The 19,881-nt window shown below is 40.0% G+C and carries 17 protein-coding genes and 1 other RNA gene; 14 read left to right on the forward strand and 4 right to left on the reverse strand.

Annotation, left to right across the window (positions count from 1 at the left end; genetic code table 11):
* Positions 1-214: 214 nt before the first annotated feature.
* From J2S11_RS17795 to J2S11_RS17815, 5 genes are all read left to right on the forward strand, one after another.
* Complete coding sequence (locus J2S11_RS17795; RefSeq protein WP_307396847.1) at positions 215-736, forward strand: TetR/AcrR family transcriptional regulator; 522 nt, start codon at positions 215-217, stop codon at positions 734-736.
* Positions 737-1,039: 303 nt separating this feature from the next.
* Positions 1,040-1,750: an alpha/beta hydrolase gene (locus tag J2S11_RS17800; protein ID WP_307396944.1), complete on the forward strand. Its 711-nt coding sequence runs from the start codon at positions 1,040-1,042 to the stop codon at positions 1,748-1,750.
* 76 nt (positions 1,751-1,826) lie between these two features.
* The gene (locus J2S11_RS17805; RefSeq protein WP_307396848.1) at positions 1,827-2,597 is read left to right on the forward strand and encodes an alpha/beta hydrolase; all 771 of its coding nucleotides are present in this window, start codon (positions 1,827-1,829) and stop codon (positions 2,595-2,597) included.
* Between the two features lie 73 nt (positions 2,598-2,670).
* Positions 2,671-5,007, forward strand: coding sequence for a ribonuclease R (gene rnr, locus J2S11_RS17810; protein WP_307396850.1), 2,337 nt, complete (start codon positions 2,671-2,673; stop codon positions 5,005-5,007).
* 565 nt (positions 5,008-5,572) lie between these two features.
* Positions 5,573-6,418 (forward strand): copper amine oxidase N-terminal domain-containing protein, encoded by an 846-nt coding sequence (locus J2S11_RS17815; protein ID WP_307396852.1) that lies wholly within the window; start codon positions 5,573-5,575, stop codon positions 6,416-6,418.
* 207 nt (positions 6,419-6,625) lie between these two features.
* Here J2S11_RS17815 and J2S11_RS17820 read toward each other — a convergent pair whose 3' ends face one another.
* Complete coding sequence (locus tag J2S11_RS17820; protein ID WP_307396853.1) at positions 6,626-7,543, reverse strand: helix-turn-helix domain-containing protein; 918 nt, start codon at positions 7,541-7,543, stop codon at positions 6,626-6,628.
* A 416-nt stretch (positions 7,544-7,959) separates the two neighbouring features.
* Between J2S11_RS17820 and J2S11_RS17825 the strand changes: the two genes are divergently transcribed.
* The 3 genes from J2S11_RS17825 to J2S11_RS17835 all read left to right on the forward strand — a co-directional run bounded on the left by J2S11_RS17825 (position 7,960) and on the right by J2S11_RS17835 (position 10,394).
* A complete protein-coding gene (locus J2S11_RS17825) occupies positions 7,960-8,094 on the forward strand; it encodes a hypothetical protein (RefSeq protein ID WP_307396855.1) in 135 nt (44 codons plus the stop codon).
* A gap of 470 nt (positions 8,095-8,564) precedes the next feature.
* Positions 8,565-9,383, forward strand: a complete 819-nt coding sequence (locus tag J2S11_RS17830) for a GNAT family N-acetyltransferase (RefSeq protein ID WP_307396857.1) — start codon at positions 8,565-8,567, stop codon at positions 9,381-9,383.
* 45 nt (positions 9,384-9,428) lie between these two features.
* Positions 9,429-10,394 (forward strand): ornithine cyclodeaminase family protein, encoded by a 966-nt coding sequence (locus tag J2S11_RS17835; RefSeq protein ID WP_307396858.1) that lies wholly within the window; start codon positions 9,429-9,431, stop codon positions 10,392-10,394.
* 102 nt (positions 10,395-10,496) lie between these two features.
* On the opposite strand, the gene J2S11_RS17840 is transcribed toward J2S11_RS17835, so the two are convergent.
* Positions 10,497-12,467, reverse strand: coding sequence for a S9 family peptidase (locus J2S11_RS17840; protein ID WP_307396860.1), 1,971 nt, complete (start codon positions 12,465-12,467; stop codon positions 10,497-10,499).
* 139 nt (positions 12,468-12,606) lie between these two features.
* Between J2S11_RS17840 and smpB the strand changes: the two genes are divergently transcribed.
* Complete coding sequence (smpB, locus tag J2S11_RS17845) at positions 12,607-13,071, forward strand: SsrA-binding protein SmpB (protein ID WP_307396862.1); 465 nt, start codon at positions 12,607-12,609, stop codon at positions 13,069-13,071.
* Positions 13,072-13,248: 177 nt separating this feature from the next.
* Positions 13,249-13,586: a transfer-messenger RNA gene (gene ssrA, locus J2S11_RS17850) on the forward strand.
* A 366-nt stretch (positions 13,587-13,952) separates the two neighbouring features.
* Here ssrA and J2S11_RS17855 read toward each other — a convergent pair.
* Complete coding sequence (locus J2S11_RS17855; RefSeq protein ID WP_307396864.1) at positions 13,953-14,360, reverse strand: LAGLIDADG family homing endonuclease; 408 nt, start codon at positions 14,358-14,360, stop codon at positions 13,953-13,955.
* A 455-nt stretch (positions 14,361-14,815) separates the two neighbouring features.
* Between J2S11_RS17855 and J2S11_RS17860 the strand changes: the two genes are divergently transcribed.
* The 4 genes from J2S11_RS17860 (at position 14,816) to J2S11_RS17875 (ending at position 18,478) form a co-directional block, all read left to right on the forward strand.
* Complete coding sequence (locus J2S11_RS17860; RefSeq protein WP_307396866.1) at positions 14,816-16,744, forward strand: DUF2339 domain-containing protein; 1,929 nt, start codon at positions 14,816-14,818, stop codon at positions 16,742-16,744.
* Between the two features lie 146 nt (positions 16,745-16,890).
* Positions 16,891-17,166, forward strand: a complete 276-nt coding sequence (locus tag J2S11_RS17865; protein WP_307396868.1) for an AbrB/MazE/SpoVT family DNA-binding domain-containing protein — start codon at positions 16,891-16,893, stop codon at positions 17,164-17,166.
* The gene (locus J2S11_RS17870) at positions 17,167-17,562 is read left to right on the forward strand and encodes a type II toxin-antitoxin system death-on-curing family toxin (RefSeq protein ID WP_307396870.1); all 396 of its coding nucleotides are present in this window, start codon (positions 17,167-17,169) and stop codon (positions 17,560-17,562) included. It abuts the gene before it with no gap.
* A 10-nt stretch (positions 17,563-17,572) separates the two neighbouring features.
* Positions 17,573-18,478: a radical SAM/SPASM domain-containing protein gene (locus J2S11_RS17875; protein ID WP_307396872.1), complete on the forward strand. Its 906-nt coding sequence runs from the start codon at positions 17,573-17,575 to the stop codon at positions 18,476-18,478.
* Positions 18,479-18,602: 124 nt separating this feature from the next.
* Here J2S11_RS17875 and J2S11_RS17880 read toward each other — a convergent pair whose 3' ends face one another.
* Positions 18,603-19,850, reverse strand: a complete 1,248-nt coding sequence (locus J2S11_RS17880) for an Acg family FMN-binding oxidoreductase (RefSeq protein ID WP_307396875.1) — start codon at positions 19,848-19,850, stop codon at positions 18,603-18,605.
* Between the last annotated feature and the right edge of the window lie 31 nt (positions 19,851-19,881).

The raw sequence follows: 19,881 nt of genomic DNA on the forward strand, positions 1-19,881 counted from the left end.
ACTGGCGAGGTTCTGATAACTGAAAAAATCCACAAGAACCAAGACTCCTATGCAGGTTAAGCGACTTAATGGTAACTAAATCAGGTTATTCATTCGTTGCTCAGTTTTGAGAGTTCAACTCTCAAATTAATCTGTCTTCTGTGTGTCATATAGACAAGGCATGCAGTGACCAAACTAAACCAAGAGATCAATTACTAATGAAAGAGGGCTAACTATGGTGAGGTCGAAAGGACAGGATCGCAAGGAGGAAATCCTTGAGGCAGGTGTGGAGGTATTTGCCCAGCGTGGATACTATAACACTACGACTGCCCTTATCGCAGAGAAAGCGGGGATATCTCAACCTTATGTGTTTCGTTTTTTTCCGACGAAGGAAGAACTGTTCATCGCCGTTTTGAATCGGGCGTTTGACCGGATCCTCCAAACATTTAAAAATGTGGAGTCGAGCCCAGACCAACTGGGTAACGACATGGTCAAAGCCTATGAAGAATTGTCGGTCCAATATCCTAATGAGATTGCTTTGCAGGTGATCGGCATTGGCATCACCGAAGAAGCAATTCGGGCGGCTGCCAAAGAGGGGTTATCCCGTATCAGAACTTATGCCCTAAAAGAGTTTAAAGCAGCAGGCATACCCGATGCAGAAAAGAACGTAACGATTTTTATCGCCATGGGCATGATGTGCAACATTTCATACTTTTTGGATCTTCCCGAGCTTTTTGAGTTCAACGAAAATAAATAACTGTCCAGGTTATTTTATTTTTGCTACAAAAGTAATTGATCAATCAATACCTACCTCTTTTTTTCTAAAAGAGCGTCATGTTTCCCCTTCATAAATCGTTTGTATATTTATATTTCCATTTAAATAACTCACCTCTCATTGGGAGTACCTCATGTCTAAAAAGCACGCACCAATAGCCCATATTCTTTATACATTGTAGAAAAGAGCTACTTTTAGCCTGCTTTTAAGATTTTTAAAAAAGGGTACTATAAAGGAGTAGATGGATCCAATGATAAGGAAAGGGTGAGAATTTTGAAAGGATGTATGCTCATACATGGGTTTACTGGTAGTCCTTATGAAGTCAAACCTTTAGCGAGCTTCTTAGAACAGCAAACAAATTGGAACATATATACTCCCACACTTGCGGGACATGGGCAAGGGGATTCCATAGTGGAAACAACGTATCATGACTGGATTTCTTCTGCTGAAGGAGCATTGAAGAAAGCGTCAGAAGAAAATGAAGAGCTTATCTTGATCGGCTTTTCTATGGGGAGTATCATTGCCAGTTATCTGGCTTCTAAATATCAAATTTCTAAGCTGATTCTTCTTAGTCCAGCTGTATTTTATCCGAGTACACAGCAATTTTTTAAAGTCATGGTTGAGGTAACCCGTATGTACTTCCAAGATCAATTAAAAGCTCAAAGTTATATTGATCGTTATCGTGGTAAATGGAAGAGTACACCGTTTCAAGCGGTATGGAATTTTCACCAGCTGGTCAAGCAACTCAAACCAAGCTTCCGATTGATTGACATCCCTATCTTGATTGTGCAAGGACGAAAGGACGAAATTGTGAATCCCAAAAGTGCTCAGTACATTTTTAATATGGTACGATCGGAAGAAAAGGAGCTTGTCTGGCTCGAGGATTCAAAGCATATTGTTTGCCATGACTGCGAAGCGGACATCATATTTAATAAGGTTGAACAATTTTTGCAGGCAGAAGACTCTGTTCAGGAGGAGTCATTAGCTGTAAACTAGAGCTAGAGGTTAGAGGTTAGAAAGATACCTGGAGCGCTATAACAAATAGCATCGATGGGGAGAGGACAATTTTAGCATGGGAATGGAAAAACCAACATCCTTCACATATAGAGGGGATCGTCAAATAGGTGTGCTGCTTATTCATGGCTTTTCTGGATCAACAAAGGAGCTAACAGGATTAGGACGGATCTTGCACGAGCAGGGCTTGACCGTCCACGCTCCTTTATTAAAGGGTCACGGTCTAACACCTGAGGAGATGGGCAAAACGACTTGGGTAGACTGGTGGGGGAGTGTAAAGGAAGGCTATCAACAGCTAGTACGTGAAGGCTGTACATCGATATTTGTTATAGGGCATTCCATGGGTGGGCTGCTAGCGCTTAAGCTAGCTCAGTACGAGAAGATAGAAGGAATTGTAACGCTATGTGCGGCCATGAAGGTACGAGATAAGCGTTTCGCCATCGTCAGCCTACTCCAGCATATGATCCCTTATAAACGCAGAAAAAAGCCTAAGGCAGATTACATTGAACGGGAGCTTTATATTTATGATAGGGTTCCGTTAAAGTGTATCGTAAGCTTACATAAGCTTATCACGAATGTACAGAAAATGGTGCACTACGTGAAGCAGCCTATTCTCATTATTCAATCTGATTTGGATGAAACGGTGGACCCTTTAAGTGGGAATATCCTGTATCAACGTGTGGGAAGCGAGGAAAAAGAGCTGGTTACATTTAAAGATTCCACCCATATGATCACACTTGACTTAGAAAAGGAAATGGTTTTTGACCGAGTGCAGAAGTTTCTTTTGGACCGAATTGAAAAAAAGGTTAGTCTTTTAAATGTACAATAACAATAATTGCAAACATACAGCTACAATAAAGCAGAGTGAACACAGTAATGGATACAGAAAGGGTGTGGAGATCATGGTCGATCGTCAGGAATTGCTTGCCTTTATGAAGGATGATGCCTATAAGCCACTCAGTGTAAAAGAGCTTGAAGAAACGTTTGAGATAGAGGATGCTGAGGAGTTTAAAGCCCTCGTTAAGCTTTTAAATGAACTAGAGAACGAAGGAGAAATTGTACGTACTCGATCAAACCGTTATGGCATTCCAGAACGAATGAATTTAGTGAAGGGAACGATTCAAGGGAATCCAAAAGGATTTGCCTTTCTTCTTCCTGAAGAGGAGGGAGAGCAGGATGTTTATATTTCTGAAAAAGATTTACATGGAGCTATGAATCGAGATAAGGTGCTGGTACGTATAAATCGTGGTACATCAGGCCCTCGCTTAGAAGGAGAAGTTGTAAGGATTGTAAAAAGAGAAACTCAGCAGGTTGTAGGAACCTTCCAGGATCTTGATACATACGGTTTTGTCGTGACTGACGACAAACGTATGAGTCATGATATTTTCATTCCTAAGGAAGCGTATAACGGAGCTGCTGAAGGTCATAAAGTTGTTGTTTCCATTACTAAATATCCAGAGGGTAGACGAAATGCGGAAGGGGAAGTTATTGAAATTTTAGGGCATAAAAATGACCCCGGAGTGGACATCCTCTCTATTATCCGTAAATTTGATTTACCTGAAGGCTTTAACGATGAAGTGATGCGTGAAGCTGAGGAAGTTCCTGATCAAATTTCTGAGAGTGAGCTCACTCAGCGTAGAGATTTACGTGAGGAAACGATCGTGACGATTGATGGAGAGGATGCCAAGGATTTAGATGATGCGATTTCCTTAAAGAAAAATGGAGCAGGAAACTTCCTTTTGGGAGTGCATATTGCTGATGTCAGCTACTATGTAAAGGAAGGCTCTGCCCTAGACAAAGAAGCTTACCATAGAGGTACTAGTGTGTATCTAGTGGATCGTGTTATTCCGATGATTCCGCATCGTTTATCCAATGGAATATGTAGCTTAAACCCTAAAGTAGATCGTTTGACGCTAAGCTGTGAGATGGAAATTACACCAAATGGGGAAATTGTGCATCACGAGATTTTCCAAAGTGTGATTCGTACAACAGAAAGAATGACGTATACAAATGTACGTAAGATTGTGGAGCGTGAAGAGGAAGAGGTTTTAAAGCAGTATGAGCCTCTTGTACCGTTTTTCGATCAGATGAAGGAGCTGGCTTTAATCCTACGCAAGAGACGTATGGATCGTGGCGCAATCGACTTTGACTTTAAAGAAGCCAGAGTTTTAGTGAATGAGGAAGGTCAAGCTGCGGATGTAGCCATTCGTGAACGCTCTATTGCGGAGAAGATCATTGAGGAGTTTATGCTTGCTGCCAATGAAACAGTAGCTGAGCATTTTCATTGGATGGATGTTCCTTTTATCTACCGAACACATGATGATCCAAATCCGGAGAAGCTTCAAGCTTTCTTAGAATTTATTACGAACTTTGGTTACCTTGTACGAGGTAAATCTAATACGGTTCACCCTAGAGCCCTGCAGCATCTTTTAAATCAAATTAAGGATACACCAGAGGAGTCGATTATCAGTACAGTCATGCTTCGTTCGATGAAGCAGGCAAAGTATTCGGCTGAAAATATCGGGCATTTTGGCTTAGCAGCTGATTTTTACACGCATTTCACGTCTCCTATTCGTCGTTACCCAGACTTGATTGTCCACCGCTTGATTCGTAAGCTCATTATTGAAGCAGATATGAGTGAAGGTCAGCAGCAGCGCTGGAGTGAAAGGCTACCTGAAATAGCGGAGCATACCTCGAGTAGAGAGCGCTTAGCCGTCGATGCCGAACGAGAAACAGATGATCTGAAGAAAGCGGAATACATGCTGGATAAAATCGGTGAGGAATACGAGGGAGTCATTAGTGGAGTAACCTCCTTTGGCTTGTTTATTGAGCTACCGAACACCATTGAAGGACTTGTTCATGTTAGCTATCTGACAGACGACTATTATCATTATCATGAGAAGCAATATGCCATGATCGGTGAACGTACAGGTAAGGTGTTCCGTCTAGGGGATAGCGTGAAGGTTAAAGTGTCGAAGGTCGATGTGGATGAGCGTTCCATTGATTTTGAAATCGCTGAGGGTATGAAACCACCTAAGGCTAGACCACATGGTGCTGGAAAGATCATTAAGCTTTCGGATGCTGGTCAAGGAAAGAGTCGAGGTGGTAGTGGAAGAAATCAAAGAAACGGTAGGAATGACTCGCGTTCTAAACCTGGTGGTAAGAAGGATGGTCGCAAGAAGGAGCAGAAAAATGGCTTGAGGATGAAGGCTAAAAAGGCTTCTAAAAAGAAGCGGTAAGGTACGATATTGACTCTAAGTCATTTTTACTTGTATGATTAAAATTGATTCAGGAAGTAGATTTAGTTTTTCTGAAAAAAAATAAGGTGACGTAAAGGGTAACCTTTATGTTGGCCCTCTGGTTAAATACGGTAAACCCGTTGCGCAGTGCCTCCTTTTATGGGAGGCTTTTTATTTTTTGATTAAAATTTATACGTAAAGAAGGGTAGAAGGATACAGGAAGATTCACAGTTCCATGTTGCCTCTGTTCGGAAAAGCTATATAGGCTATGCCACTGCGTATGCCGTTTATAGTGGAGCCTGTAGCTCAAATTCTTGATAAGCAAGTGTTTGGACCGTTAGGTTTTAGGGAAAGTGGTTGGTATCCTAGAGAAAGTTCAAAGCTTGTAGATGTGTTTAATAGCTTTGGATCACCTGAAGGGTTCGATTATTTAGCGGACATCAGAAGTTTTGGTAATATCAGTATGCAATGCTTTATCACAATAAACTACTTATGGCAACTTTTACCTCTATATTACGTCTATAATTATTAGGGTTACCAAATTTAACAACCTGGAGGCATATTTATGATTAAAAAATTGTCATTAAGCTTATTGGCATCAGTCCTACTAATAGCTTTAAATTTCTCTGCTTCAAGCTTTGCCATGGAAAGGAATTCAGTCGTTATCGATAACGGTCAATTGAAGAACAATCGTGTACTGATTCCTCTGAGAGCCGTTTCTCAAAACCTTGGAGCTGCAGTTGAATGGAACCAAGAAAATAAAACGATTAAGATTACTAAGGCTGAAACAGAATTTGTGCTGGCCGTAAATTTCAACCGAGCTAGGATTATTCATCCAGAGGAGCCATGGCTGTTTGACGTTGTTGATTTCGATGCTCCAGCAGAGCTAATTAATCATACGACCTATGTTCCTCTTAGGTTCGTAAGCGAAACTTTGGGTGCGCGAGTGAGCTGGGATCAACAGACTAAGCAGGCGACAGTTGCTTTGGATGGAAAACAAATTGTTGTAAATGTTGAGGAGCCCATCAAACCGACCGCGAGAGTAACAGATGCGCGTCTCAAGCAACTATCTGATAAGTTAAATGAAGCGAATGATGTGTCGTCTATTAATCAAGTAAGGCAATACTTCAAACCGCATTTTACAGATCGTTTCATTAATCAGATTATACAAGGGGGATCTGACACAGCAGGTTACCCATACAAAGTTGAGACATCTCCTAACTACGTAAGTAGTACGACGGCAACATTTTGGCAATCGTTCGTTCCAGGAAACGTTTTGACTGGTGAATATCATTACGTCTCTGATAGGCAAGTAAATCTTGTTTATACGGGTGGAGTTTGGAAGGTAGATCGCGTAAATTATCAGCTTAGGCAGATTCGAAATATGGGTCTTGATTATCCTTGGGAATAAGCTTTACTTTTATTGTGAAATAACTAATGTTAAAAAACATATAGCTCAACTAGAGCTATATGTTTTTTTAGCAAACTTAAAATAAACAGGCCGATCTCAAGTAGCAGCTATGCCCATTATCTTACTATTTTGAAGGAGGATTGACCCTTTGATTTTTCCTACTTCTGTATCGTTGTTTGATAAAGCTGCAACCACAATCACCCCATACTAATCCCTACTGCTTTTCCAAGCTGTATAAGCGGTTGTTACTACGGCGGCAGCCGGAAACACTAACCACCCTGGATGCCAAGCGTTCCAAATAAAACCGATGGCTAGAAAAATAACAGCTGCTAATGGCCAAATGACCGCATGAATCCAACCATGTTTGCTCGATTTCTCATATTCTTCATTTTCCTTAACATATTCTTCATTGTTGGTAATTAATCTTTCTCCCTCCATTGCCGATCCTGAAATAATGAACAAGTACACAGCAACGGCCCATATAACAGGCATCACAGCTAAAAGGGGATCTATGTTTGAGCGGTCTGTATCGTTAGTCAGGAAAGGAATACCAAAACTTAATATTATGATGACAATTCCGGTGACAATCAATATTCCATACCTTTTGCGATTATCCATGCTTTTCTGCCTAAACTCTTGAATAAAGAAATCGTCAAACACTAATGGCTGCGTTTCAAGCTCCTTGTACTGTTTTACGCTGAGGCCTTGCCACACTAAGATAGCAACTCCAACAGCAGCGATCATCATAAATAATACGTAGCCAAACGCTTCTTGAAAATACATAGGTAATAAGATTGATGCGATAAGAATAGCCACTCCTATTGCGATCCTTTTTGCACCCTGCTTTTTATTTAAAAGATAAGCCTCCACCACTTCTTGACTGGCATAGTAGCCTTCGTCAGTCGTTCTGGATTCCCCGAGTGCTTGGTCTTCATCCTTCAATAGGTAATCTAGTGAAACCTGGAATAGCCGACTCATTTTCACGATTTTCTCTGTTTCGGGAAACCCTTGACCATTCTCCCATTTACTTACCGCTTGTCTTGAGACCTGAAGCTTCTCGGCAAACTCCTCTTGGGACCATCCTTTTTGTGCCCTCAGTTTTTTTAGTTTTTGATAAAATTCCATTTTCTTCACCTCACTCCTATCGTAAACCGACAGCCGTAATACTACTACCTACCAGGGGTTGCAACCCTGCCATTTTACAGTTGCAATTCTCGTTTTTTTGCGTAGCATCGCGGTTTTCCTCGTTGCAACACACCGCTAAGTAAGTTTCGCACTTGAAATAGCTATTTTAGTAACCAGCCCATGATCACCTTACGTTCACACTTATATTTTATCATATCAAGCGAGAAGACCCTCCTCCTCAAAAGTAGAACTTTAGGAGGGAGATGAAAGTAAATGAAACTGTTGTTTTTGAATATCTTTTAGCACAAGAATAGCTGGAAGAAGGTAGTAATCGTGATATAATTAAGGTGTGGACAGATGAGCGGTGGATGTTTTTGGGCCACGGCGTGACTCTCCTTGTAAGGGAGGTGATGCCGATGGCCGTACTTGTGGCGTTGCTGGACGTACTCCGGTGGTTAGCAGCCGTACTAAGCCTTGTGCTTGGTTTTCGGAAGCTTTATCGTTGGTTGAAGCGTAAGTTTCGTAGAAACAAGCAAAAACCCACCTCCTAGGTTGGACGCCTTAACGGTGGGTTTTTGCATTTGAATACAATGCACGCCGTGGTGTTCCACAGCCTTTGTGTCCTAGAGTCTTTGCTGTTAGAGCAGCAGAGGCTCTTTTTTAGTATATGGTTAAAGCTTATGTCTTAATACTGTTTACTACTAAACAACATTTATACTTCTATGGTCATTATAATACTTCAATTGCTGAAATGTCAAAAGTCGTGAAGAGGAACGTGCATTTTTTTAATGGTAAAATAGGGAATACACTTTCTGGTTCAATCATTCGTCGACTCTCCTCCATTCAGTAGCTTAAGGACCTTTAATCTAGTTATAGTTGAAGTTGTGATATAGTAAATGTATTGATTAAATAGTATAACGAATAAGGGGAAAATTATAAATAGTATAGCTAGTCATGATATTCATAAAATAAGTAATCTTATTTTACCAAGTGAGTGAAAAGCGACGGAAGGATACATAACATGATTTATGAACTAAAGAAGGACGAGCTTTATAAATGTATAGATTTGATAGATGAGAAAACTCCTGAGCCACTTGCTGTAGCATTAGGGAATAGCCCAGGGAGAATATTTGTCGATCATAGGGAAAAACCTACAACGGGTCTGGTGTGGCATAAATCTTTGGATATTGGATTTCATTTTATTGGTGACAGCTTCAACACTAACTTCAATAAATGGATTGATTCATATATAGAAAATACTATTCAGCCGGAAGCTAAAAAACTAGGAATGGATTGGTTCGAAGCCAGCGGGGTACATCAAGATTGGGATCTTACGATAAAGAATATTTTTGAACACAGAAATTTAGAAGTTCAAGAACAACACGTGTATCTTTTAAATAATAAAAGTGATATAAAATCTCAAGTTGATGTTCTACCTTCTGATTACGAATTGATTAAGATATCAAAGCCTTTGTTAATCTCTAAAAAGGTGAACTTATCTTTCTTAAGTGAGAAGATTTTAAGCTTTTGGGATAGTGTGGATTCCTTTCTAAAGAAGGGAGTAGGTTACGGGATTATTCATCACAACAAAATAGTGAGTGTTTGTCTATCAGGGTTTGTAACAAATCAATATTCTGCTACTGATGTAGAAACAATTGAGGGGTACACAGGGAAGAAGCTAGCACAAATAGTAGCGGAAGCCTATGCACGAGAATGTTTTACAAGAGACTTAATCCCTTATTGGGATTGTATGAAGGAGAATCTCCCTTCACATGCAGTAGCGAAAAAAGTAGGTTTTACAAAGTACAGAACGTATTACGTGCATTATTTTCAGTTTTAATGTAGTAAATAGATGTAAAGAAGTTGGGGCTGGAGGAAGAAATAGATGACTTTACTATTATCAAAAGCAGATACAATAACCTATTTAGATCAAATTGAATTATTATTACTATTAGAAAAAGGGTTTGTACAACAAAGTATAAATAATAATCAGCTTAAAAATGAGAAATATAGGTACGCTTTAGATAAAGATAATACAGTCATTGTCCTTTTTCCTGGCTTGCACAATGATATTCCAGCTTATACTGTCAAGGTTCATTCGAAGACGCCTAAGTCTACCCCAGCAATAACAGGAATAATTCATTTACATGATATTAACACTGGCGAATTATTGGCTATAATGGACTCCACTTATATCACTGCCATTAGAACGGGATTGTCTGGAGCGTTAGGTACTCATTTGGTTGCCGATCCTATTTTTAAAAAAGTGACCATAATTGGAGCAGGTGTTCAGGGCTATGCTCAGTTAAGAGCATTATCATCGTTAAGAAAGATTGAAAAAGTGGATGTACTGGATATGGATATTAATAAAGCTAATCAATACGCTTCAAAGTTGAGTGATGAGCTTCATATACAGATGAACGTCGTTAATACACTGAAAGATGCGCTGAGAGATACCGAGATTATTATTACATCAACATGGGAAAAAGAGCCTTTTATTTATAGAGATATGATAAAAAGAGGAACTCATATCACTACATTAGGGAGCGATGAGCTAGGAAAATCAGAGGTCTCAGAGGATTTAATAAAATCTTCTCTGTTTATATGTGATAACAAGAATTTGGCATTACGGATGGGTGTACTGGGGAGCTTAAGCTTAAATGAAAGTCATGTATATGCAGAACTTGGAGACGTGATGATTAATCCCTTAAATCATAGAACTAGAGAGAATTATTATTGCACCGTTTTTAGCTCTGTAGGTATGGCCTTTCAGGATCTAGCAGCTGCATGGATAGTATATAAAAATGCAAAGAAAGCTCTTGGTGGACAGAATTTTAATTTTCAAGAATAAAAAAGCGTAGTCCAAAGATATAGACTACGCTTTTTTGTTTAGGATTAGTGGTTGAAAAATTAACCATTGAAATTAATGGTGGACAAAAAAGTTTATAGAAATCTAAGCCTCTCCCAAGTGAGTAGCTAAGAACTCCTCCAAAGCATGATAGAAATCAAAGACATTTTCTTGTTTGCGGAATCCGTGCCCTTCATCTTCCTTGAGCATATAAGGGACTTCGATTCCCCTTTCCTGCAAAGCTTCAACAATTTGATCAGATTCCTCCTGCTTCACACGAGGGTCGTTAGCTCCTTGTACAATAAACAAAGGCGTTTTAATTTGCTCCACATGGAAAAGAGGGGAGATTTCCTCTAGTAACTTCTTGTCTTTTACCGGATGTCCTACTCGCTCATGAAACATCGTACGTCCAGATTCCCAATAAGGAGGCAACGATTTTAACAGAGTGAAAAGGTTAGATGGTCCTACATAACTAATACCAGCTGCATATAAATCAGGAGTAAATGTGACACCTGCTAATGTGGCATATCCGCCATAGGAAGCCCCGTAGATAGCGATTCTGCCAGGATCGGCGATTCCTTTTTCAATCAACCATTCCACGCCATCTGTAATATCATCCTGCATCGCTTTGCCCCATTCTTTATTACCAGCATCCAAAAACTCACGCCCATAACCCGTTGATCCTCTAAAGTTCATTTGTAGAACAGCATAGCCCCGATTGGCTAAGAACTGAACTTCAGGATTATAGCCCCAAGTATCTCTAGCCCATGGACCACCATGAGGGTGAATGACAACAGGTAGATTTCTGGCAGCTACACCTTTTGGTAAAGTGAGATAGCCGTTAATTTTTAGCCCATCCCTTGCTTTATACTGAATCGCTTGCATATCTGCCAAGTCGTCTTCATTTAACCAACCGCTTAACTTAGCGAGGAGCTTGAGCTCTTTTGTGTTCGCATCATATTTGTAATAGGCTCCTTGAGACTTATCGTTGCTAGCGAAAACGACTGCATTTTTTTCTTCGTCTCCGATGTGTACGAGCTTCACCCTATACTGAGGTAAAAGCTTCTCCACTTTTCTTTGTAGCTTTTTCGTATGACGATCAAAGAACTCATAATGAACCTCATTGGTTACATAGGAGGCAGCTAGGAGCTTTTTGCGCTGATCTGATGAGATAACACCACTTACGTCCACTGTATCATGCTCAAAAATGGTATCCGTGATATCCCCCGTTCCCAAGTCCATTTTAACAAGTGCTGTTTTATCCCGCTCAAGATTGGAGAGGGCATAGATAGCATTTGGATCGTCATAGGCAAAAAGTAGGGGATGTAACGTATCGTCATGCTGAAATGTACGAATGATCTTAAAATCCTCTTCCTCCGTGCTCCTATACAGAAGCATAGATTTTTCTCCCTCAGTACCTACGGCCACACGTACCTGTCCTTCATGATCCGTAAGCCAATCTGTTATGTAGCCAGGGTTTTCGGCGATAAGAGTTAAGTCAGCCGTATGAATATTTAAGCGATACACATCAAATACACGAGGGTCGCGTTGATTCATTTGAATGAGGATTTCATCAGTATTTCCCTTGAGCAAATCTAAAGGATACGCTTTAATTCCTTCATTAGGTGTCAGTTCCTTAGGGTCAGTCCCATCAGCGTTAACCGCAAAGAGCCTATAATTCTCGTCTCCCCCTGTATCGAACATATATAGTAATCTGTTGTTTGTAATCCAGCCAAACCCTAGCACATCCTGCTCAGTTTCGTTGGTGATTCTTACAGCTTCCTCTGAATCATTGAGCTGAACATGAACGTTCATACGGTTATTCCAAGGCTGGAGGTAAGCTAAATGCTCTCCGTTTGGGGAAACGTTAAAGCTTGCTTTATCTGGTTTGCGGAAGAAATCCTCTAAGGGAATGAGCTTAGAATGGGACTGCGTGATAGCCTGTACTGGTGACTGCTTTAAAGCACTTGCTTCTCCAATGTTATGTGAAAATATGGGCTGTGAAGAAAAAACTCCTGCGAGTAATCCTATAGCTAGAAAAGAGGCAATAATACGCTGCCACATCCATTGAAACATTAAATCAACTCCTGTTGGTAAAATGTAATCTTTTTAGTTTCACCAAAATATAGCTAAACATGCATACATTGAAGAAGGGATACTATTTCTGCTATAATAAAGGCTACAAATATGCAGGTAGAAGTGAGGTGTTCTTCATATGGCAGAAGGTGTTAAAGTGGTCGCTCAGAACAAAAAAGCAAGGCATGATTTCCATATTGAAGAAACGTATGAAGTGGGTATAGTTCTAACAGGAACTGAGATAAAATCGATCCGTTCAGGGAAGGCTAACCTAAAGGATAGCTTCGCTCGTATTAATAATGGTGAAGTTTACTTAATAAATATGCACATTAGTCCTTATGAGCAGGGCAATCGCTATAATCATGATCCCTTGCGGACAAGAAAGCTACTGATGAAGAAGAAGGAAATTAGCAAGCTGATTGGTCTAACGAAGGAGCAAGGTCTTTCCCTGATCCCATTAAGAATGTATCTTAAAGGTGGCTTTGCCAAGCTAGAGCTAGCCTTAGCGAAAGGGAAAAAGCTATACGATAAACGTGAGGATCTGAAGCGTAAGGATGCACAAAGGGATATTCAAAGAGCCTTTCGTGAACGCCAAAAGGTCTAAATTTAATCTTAATCTTTTCTTGTAAGTCGATGTATGTACAAGATCATAAAAAGTGTCAATTTAAAAATCGTCTCAAATATGTTATAATGATCAAGCAGCCTTTTTTGAGGTTGCTTTAATTCCCTTCTAATCGATTCTATTTCTTGATGATGCTGAAGAAGGTTTTCATGGGGGCGTTTTGGATTCGACGGGAATAGTTCGAGCTTTAGTGGCGAGTCGAGGGGTCGGCCTCGTAAAAACGCACCGCCAATAATAACTGGCAAACAAAACAACAACTTCGCTTTAGCAGCGTAAGCTAGCTAGCGGCTCTTTCCATCAATCGCCCATGTTGCTGGAGTAGAGCTCAATCTTAGTGGGATGCGGTCATCGTTCTCCATCTGTGGATGATGATCTAAGGTAATCAGATTAGCCTTTAGGCTTGCCTGTCGTTGGGCGTACCTTTAGGCGAAACTCAAATACGACGACTACACTCGTAGAAGCTATTGTTACGTTATTTTCGGACGTGGGTTCGATTAACGAAATGGTCGCCTTGTATGGCAACATACAAGTGATAACTTGGCTTTATCGGTGAACCCTAAGTCATTTTCTGAAAAAGATGATAAGGTAATACCGAGCGGTATGTAGAGTAATCTAACAGCCGTGTATCGACTTATAGGCTTCCTAAGGAAGTACTAGGATATGGAACAGTTATCTTTAAAGCAGAGGTAAAATCTAAGCTCCATATAATACGCCAAGGGACTTGAGACTTCAATTCAAGTTCAAGATATAGTCAGTGCCATAGCGAAAGCATGGAAGTACATGTCCCACCGCCTCCACCAATATTATGAAAAAAGAGACCGTGTGAGGTCTCTTTTTTCATACAAAATAACTTTTACGTTTATTTATAAGAGAAAAAAATGATTTTCAAATTCTTTTTTTAAACGAAGTTGTTCGGGGGTATATCTTCCGTTTCGAATAGTAACCCTGTCATAATTATTAATTATATAGGTTGCACGATTAATTTTTGAAGTTACTCTTAAGTAAGGAAGGATTAGTCCTAAAGTAGTTAAGACATTTTCTTTATTCTTAATTTGAAGGACAAAGGAGCTACGATGTTTATTAGGATTATAGTTCTTTTTTGATGTTATTACTCCTCCAACTAAACCCTTAGTAAACTTAAGAAGCTCAATATCTGTGGAAGCTATAGAAATAATAGGTCTTCTATTTTCTGATGCATGCATACGTGTTAATGTAATCGTTCCCTCACCATCGATAATTCCAGCAAGATACGCTGCTTCTGTTTCTCTCATTTTCCCCTCCTATAAAATATCACTTGTTTTTAGAAAGCTCATTAAACAATTTTGTAATATGTTCTTTCACTTGGAGCTTCTCATTTTCATCAAGAACAAAAGAAGTTTTATCGTTAATATCAAAGGTTTCAGGGAAATAACTTTCGTAACATAGACCTCCTAATGGTTTTTCCATATGTAGTGAAAATACAGAAGTAGAATAGCTATATTAATTGTATCATGGATCTGTAATTATATGGTTAAACACTTGTAATTATGGGAGGAAAGCAGTAACTTTTTTATCAAGATTAGAAGTTGTATAACTGCGTACAATTATTCTGTATTAAGACACCCTGACAAGTGCCTTATTTTTTATAATGCAGCTGTTTGAATAATCAGATATAAATTGTGATATAATCAATCAATTAGCTTATTATCTATGACAGTATGATTTGTTGGTTGAGGAGGAATTAGAGGTGAACGAAATAGACTGGAAACGTAGAGTGGAGCAGTTGGAGCAAAGGGTGAGCACACTAGAGCAAGAGCTTAGCGTTTTAAAGAAGCCTCTACAAAAGGAAGAAAATGTACTTGATCAGTTGAACATACAACAGACTCAGGACTCTCTGGAAGTTGCAGAATCATCAGCTACGAATAAATGGAGCTCACAACCAGATGCAAATGAATCAGAAAGATCGGACGGAACAGCTCGTGATCATAGAGAATATAGAGAATCAAATGCACAAAAGGGTAAAGGTAAGGTAGGAGTACCATCCTCAGCACCAAACAAGCAACCAAGAGATTTAGAGCATCTTTTGGTTAGAGTGTGGTTACCTCGCGTCTTTATCATTGTGTTACTGGTCGGAGTATTGTGGGGATTCCTTGCTGCTGCAAGCGCTGGCTATATTACAGAAGGTGTTCGTTGCTTACTTGGAGCCCTAGTAGCTGGTGCGATGTTTGTAGCCGGTGTTCGACAAATGAAGCAGAATCGTACTGGGCTTGGAAAAGTCTTACTTGGAGGGGCACATGGAATTTTTGTTTTATCTATATCAGCGGCTCATTTGTTGTATGGACTTTTATCTGTAGAAATTGCAGTACTGTTTTATATAGCGTCCATGGCGTTAGCGATAACTACAGCGTTCCGTTGGAAGTCTCAAACCTTGGTTGTCTTGTCTGTCCTATCAGGTTATCTTCTACCATTCTTAGTTGAAAATACATACGCAAATGTGTGGATCGTTGTGGGGTATCAGGTAGCCTTTTCAGCCTTAATGCTTATACTAGCTTCCCGATACCGGTATGTGGTAGCTTATTGGTTTGCATTTGGAATGTTGCATTTTGCTCTATTGGCTACAGCATTTATTTTCTATTCTTATGAGCTTTCAGCCTTATTGTTAGGCTCTGTTATCCTACAGCATATTCTGCTGTACATTCTTTTTGCTAAGAGTGATCGTGGGGGTACAAAGCAAAGTGCTTTTCAGTTTACTGCGTTTGGTGTTCTTGCGTTATGGGCTTACTTTCTGTATGAAGGAACGGATTCATTTGTTTATTGGAGTATATTAATCATTGGTGGATTGGCTTATGCCTTTTTGGCCTATTTGTTAAGAAAAAAGCCTACTTCTACAGCTCAAGTAGATGTTCTGGATGGCAAGCTAGCTAACGGCAAAGAGCTAAAACAACCACTAGCAAGAGCTAGAGAAGCGATTAGTATTGTTATCGCTACGATGGCTTTGATGCTGTTTACTTTAAATATTGTTGGAGCTTCTTACGGAGCTACGATCTTATTTGTTCAAGGTCTGTTAGCCTTACTTCTTGGCTTGCGTCTGCGGTACCAGCTTCAATATGTAGCAGGACTAATCGTAACGTTTTTAGCAGGTGTTGCTATTGTCTCGAACCCGCCAATCGCGATCATTTCTGAGGAAACCTTAGGCTGGATCATTTTACTTATTGGTATACCTGTACTTTACTTCTATTACCCGAGACTTAGCTATCAAAAGCTAAACAAGGCATCTGATGTGTCACAGCGCAGGCCTATGTTATCTGGACTATTGTGGATAGAAGCTCTACTTGGTCTGGCTTTTATATCTATCTTAACGAACCTTTTCACTGAAAACGTTGATCAAGAGATGAGACATTTTATCCTATCAGCTGTTTGGCTTGTGTATGCAATCGGGGCGATTGTGCTTGGAATAATCTTCAAAAAAGCTAAAGCACGTATAGCGGGAGTACTATTCCTTTTTGTGGTGTTAATGAAGGTGATTTTTGTAGATATGCCAGATGTATCACTAGGAATCAGGGCGTTGCTGTTTATGATTATGGGGGCAGTGGGGATTGGGATTTCTCGCTTGTTATACACAAACAAGGATCAATCAGGAAAGGGTTCAGATGTTGACCCAGATCATAAAGTTTAGTGAAGTGGTTTTATGAGGACTAATATAGCTATAGAAAGTAAGTTACAAATGTTATAAGGTTATAATATAATAAGTTATAACATATGTGCGTGATGATCATACTATGAGTGAAGAAGGCTAAGGCTATTAAGAATGGAGGGGAGAAAATGAATCAAAGCAGAAATAAAGTCAAACGATATTCTCGGAAAGTTGGTAGAATGGGTAACAGTTTAGGTGTAAGCTTGCCAAAAAACCTAGCAGAAAAACTTAATGTATCACAAGGAGATGAACTAGAATTCGTAGAGAATGAACAAGGAGAGGTTTTGCTGAAAAAGGTTCGGCAGATGGAGCTACCGCAAAATGTCCGTCCAGAGGTCCTAGAGGCCTTCTATGATATTTTTGAAGAGGATAAGGAGATCTTTGAAGATCTAAAGGATCGGTAGATGGTCAAATATCTGAGGAAAGAAGAAGTGTTAGCGGGACACTTTTATGTGATGAAGCAAATGAATGATGCAGAGCAGGCAGGGGTAAAGGATTATGCTCTTCTTGACTCTGCTCTATCTAGACCACGCCATAGTGTATTTGGTAAAGAGGCTTATCCTACATTGTTTGAAAAGGCAGCAGCCTTACTAGAATCCTTGGTCAAAAATCATTGCTTCTATAATGGCAATAAACGGACGGCTTATTTGGCTGTGAAGACATTCTTGAGAATAAACAAGGCTAATTTTCAGATGGATCGAAAAAAAGCTGTCGAGTTTATCGTAGATATTGCTAATAATAAACGTGATTTTAAAGATATTGTACGAACTCTTAAACAACATTCAACGGAGAGAAGATAGGAGCAAGAGGATGGCTAAGAGATTTAAGAAATTTTATGTTGAGATAACAAGTGTGTGTAATTTAGCGTGTTCCTTCTGTCCTCCGACACAGAGGGCAGCAGGCTTTATTAAGGTGGAGGATTTTGAGAAAAGGCTGGATGAGATTAAACCCTTTACAGATTATATCTATTTTCATCTAAAAGGCGAGCCGCTTATGCATCCCAAATTAGATCAGTTGCTTGACCTAAGTGCTGAGAAAGGCTTCAAGGTTAATCTAACAACGAATGGTACACTGCTCAATAAAGCGAAGCACCGTTTAGTCAATAAGCCTGCCTTGAGACAGATGAACATTTCCCTGCACAGCTTTGATGGTCATCCAGGCTCAACAGATAAAGAGCAGTATGTGACCGATGTGCTCAGCTTCCTAAAGGAAATGAACGCTACGAGCCAGGTGATTTTTTCACTAAGATTGTGGAATCTCACACAGGATAATATGACGAATAAAGAGAGACAGAGAAATCGCGAGCTTCTGTCTATGATAGAGAGAGAATTTGGCTTAGACTACCATATCGAAGAGCAAGTGATTCCTGGTAGTGGATTAAAGCTAGCTGAACGAGTCTACTTGAACCAGGACTATGAGTTTAATTGGCCAGACTTAAAGGAAGAAGAGGACTTGAGTCGAGGCTTCTGTCATGGGTTGCGTAATCAGGCGGGGATTCTTGTGGATGGAACAGTTGTCCCATGCTGTTTAGATGGAGAAGGTGTAATTAATCTCGGAAATCTGAATGAGCAGCCATTTGCTGAAATTATTGAAGGGGAAAGAGCAACACGTCTAGTAGATGGGTTTTCCAGACGAGAAGTGGTAGAGGAGCTTTGCCGTAAATGTGGGTATCGTCAGCGGTTTAACTTAAAGGAACAGGAACAAACTGTTTCGTAAGGTTAATAGCTAGTTAGCAACAGGTCAATTGTTCTGTCGCGAACTAGCTTTTTATTTTAATCCGAGCCCTATGAGAAGACACTTTAGAAATCCGATACGATACAGGCTTTCCTTAAAGCTTCCCTTATATGAGAACATCCTCTAGTGCCCTTCTTGGGCTAGGATGTGTTTGAGCCAGAGGATAACCTAGACGGAAAAGGAATAGAACATCCCAATCGGCTAATCCTAATAAATCCTGTAATCTTTGACCAAAGAAAGGTGTAGCTCCAAGATGGAGTTCTCGGTCTCGCATTTCAACAGGCTGATTTAGGGGATGGAGGCCAAGTCCGTGAACTGTCCCATATAGATGTATTCTTTGCCAAACACGCCCTGCTCTTACTCTATCCTCTTTACTACTAAAATCCTTAATCGATAATAATCCATATGCAGCAGCCGTACTCGTATGAGTCTGTCGTGTTGAATTTACCCAAAATTGATTCGCTTGTTCTGTAGACAAAGGTGGGAGTAGTTTGCCTGCTATGCGAAGCCATAGAGGGCCTCCCTGAGCATCTAATGTTATTCCATCCCTATATTCCTGTAAATCCTGCCAGCTATCTCGGTACCATGCGTTACTGTCATAACTCATTTCAGGATCAGAAGTAATGGCTTCCGTTGCTGAAATGGTTAGATCTCCAGCTTCTTTTTTCAGCTCGGCTGTAGTAAGCCATGTAAGCTTTACCTTTGGTTCATCCTGACAAAGCTCCTCAGCTTCATCGAAAAATGCCTGAGGGACAGGTCGATCTATATCGTAAGCCCCTCGATGTGTACGTCTATTTGGTATAGCATGATAAAGAGGAGAGCTAATTTTATTTCCGGGATACAGGTCAATATGGGCAACAAAAGTAGGATCTGAATGATCAGGATAAATTCTTACATTTGGTGAGTAGCCTTGCTCCTGAGCAGCAAGCGTCAGATTTTCAAGGGCACATCCCAAGCCCATTTGCATTTCTCTAAAGAAGGGGTCTATGCTTCCGATATTTCTTTGTTCATCTGCATAGAGCTCAATAGAAGTATCTGCTATCCGAAATAACCACGGCTGACTATTATGGGGATTAGATGCTAAAATAGCCGCTTGAACTAAGGCGAGGGGACCTGTTACAGGTTCATCCGCATGTACATCCCATAGCTCATAAGCAGGTCCTTTTCCTGTGCTAAATACGCCCTGATCAACAGCTCTCCAAAGAATACCACCAACAGAAACGACAAGGAGAGTTGCCCCTGCTCTTTTTAAAAATTTTCGTCTAGTCCATGCTATATTCTCAGGATTAGTCTTTGCTTCAATTGTTTCTTCTGTTCCTTCATCAGTTCTTTTATCTTTTTTATGTACAGTCATATAGAAATCTCCTTTAATTATCTAGGTTCAT

Origin of the sequence: Bacillus horti, assembly GCF_030813115.1 — a bacterium.
Classification (GTDB): domain Bacteria; phylum Bacillota; class Bacilli; order Caldalkalibacillales; family JCM-10596; genus Bacillus_CH; species Bacillus_CH horti.

Bases quoted from the DNA above. Each gene is read 5' to 3' on its own strand.
- J2S11_RS17795 (WP_307396847.1), top strand. From the start codon at position 215: ATGGTGAGGTCGAAAGGACAGGATCGCAAGGAGGAAATCCTTGAGGCA.
- J2S11_RS17800 (WP_307396944.1), top strand. From the start codon at position 1,040: ATGCTCATACATGGGTTTACTGGTAGTCCTTATGAAGTCAAACCTTTA.
- J2S11_RS17805 (WP_307396848.1), top strand. From the start codon at position 1,827: ATGGGAATGGAAAAACCAACATCCTTCACATATAGAGGGGATCGTCAA.
- rnr (WP_307396850.1), top strand. From the start codon at position 2,671: ATGGTCGATCGTCAGGAATTGCTTGCCTTTATGAAGGATGATGCCTAT.
- J2S11_RS17815 (WP_307396852.1), top strand. From the start codon at position 5,573: ATGATTAAAAAATTGTCATTAAGCTTATTGGCATCAGTCCTACTAATA.
- J2S11_RS17820 (WP_307396853.1), bottom strand. From the start codon at position 7,543: ATGGAATTTTATCAAAAACTAAAAAAACTGAGGGCACAAAAAGGATGG.
- J2S11_RS17825 (WP_307396855.1), top strand. From the start codon at position 7,960: ATGGCCGTACTTGTGGCGTTGCTGGACGTACTCCGGTGGTTAGCAGCC.
- J2S11_RS17830 (WP_307396857.1), top strand. From the start codon at position 8,565: ATGATTTATGAACTAAAGAAGGACGAGCTTTATAAATGTATAGATTTG.
- J2S11_RS17835 (WP_307396858.1), top strand. From the start codon at position 9,429: ATGACTTTACTATTATCAAAAGCAGATACAATAACCTATTTAGATCAA.
- J2S11_RS17840 (WP_307396860.1), bottom strand. From the start codon at position 12,467: ATGTTTCAATGGATGTGGCAGCGTATTATTGCCTCTTTTCTAGCTATA.
- smpB (WP_307396862.1), top strand. From the start codon at position 12,607: ATGGCAGAAGGTGTTAAAGTGGTCGCTCAGAACAAAAAAGCAAGGCAT.
- J2S11_RS17855 (WP_307396864.1), bottom strand. From the start codon at position 14,360: ATGAGAGAAACAGAAGCAGCGTATCTTGCTGGAATTATCGATGGTGAG.
- J2S11_RS17865 (WP_307396868.1), top strand. From the start codon at position 16,891: ATGAATCAAAGCAGAAATAAAGTCAAACGATATTCTCGGAAAGTTGGT.
- J2S11_RS17870 (WP_307396870.1), top strand. From the start codon at position 17,167: ATGGTCAAATATCTGAGGAAAGAAGAAGTGTTAGCGGGACACTTTTAT.
- J2S11_RS17875 (WP_307396872.1), top strand. From the start codon at position 17,573: ATGGCTAAGAGATTTAAGAAATTTTATGTTGAGATAACAAGTGTGTGT.
- J2S11_RS17880 (WP_307396875.1), bottom strand. From the start codon at position 19,850: ATGACTGTACATAAAAAAGATAAAAGAACTGATGAAGGAACAGAAGAA.